This is a genomic window from Wolbachia endosymbiont of Drosophila tsacasi (assembly GCF_028982115.1).
Taxonomy (GTDB): domain Bacteria; phylum Pseudomonadota; class Alphaproteobacteria; order Rickettsiales; family Anaplasmataceae; genus Wolbachia; species Wolbachia pipientis_B.
Map to the genome: position 1 here is coordinate 1 of NZ_JAPQLJ010000059.1, position 810 is coordinate 810.

Annotated in this window: 1 rRNA gene; it reads right to left on the reverse strand. The window is 50.7% G+C overall.

What is annotated here, in order from left to right:
• Positions 1–737 (reverse strand): 16S ribosomal RNA (locus OZD70_RS05890); the annotation flags it as partial.
• Positions 738–810: the final 73 nt, after the last annotated feature.

The window sequence follows — 810 nt, forward strand, 5'->3', positions numbered from 1 at the left end:
TCCATATATCTACGCATTTCACCGCTACACATGGAGTTCCACTGTCCTCTTCTGCACTCAAGTTTCCCAGTTTCCGATGCGCTTCCTCGGTTAAGCCGAGGGCTTTCACATCAGACTTAAAAAACCACCTGCGCTCGCTTTACGCCCAATAAATCCGGATAACGCTTGCCACCTACGTATTACCGCGGCTGCTGGCACGTAGTTAGCCGTGGCTTTCTGGTTGGATACCGTCACGCCGACAACAGTTACTCTGCCGACCATTCTTCTCCAACAACAGAGTTTTACGACCCGAAAGCCTTCTTCACTCACGCGGCGTTGCTCCATCAGACTTGCGTCCATTGTGGAAGATTCCCTACTGCTGCCTCCCGTAGGAGTTTGGGCCGTGTCTCAGTCCCAATGTGGCCGATCAACCTCTCAGTTCGGCTACGTATCATCGCCTTGGTGAGCCATTACCTCACCAACTAGCTAATACGCCGCGGGTCCATCCAAAAGCGATAGCTTACGCCATCTTTCAGCCAAGAACCATGCGGTTCTTGGATCTATGCGGTATTAGCATCTGTTTCCAAATGTTATCCCCCACTTAAGGGCAGGTTACCCACGTGTTACTCACCCGTCCGCCACTCGTTCCATGTTGAATCTCGGTGCAAGCACCGATCATCAACGAGAACTCGTTCGACTTGCATGTATTAGGCACGCCGCCAGCGTTCATCCTGAGCCAGGATCAAACTCTCATATAAATATGAGCTGTTCGAATAGCTCGATTTGTTGTTCTAGCGAATTGACTTCGCAAATGTTACTTCTTGCCTCGGT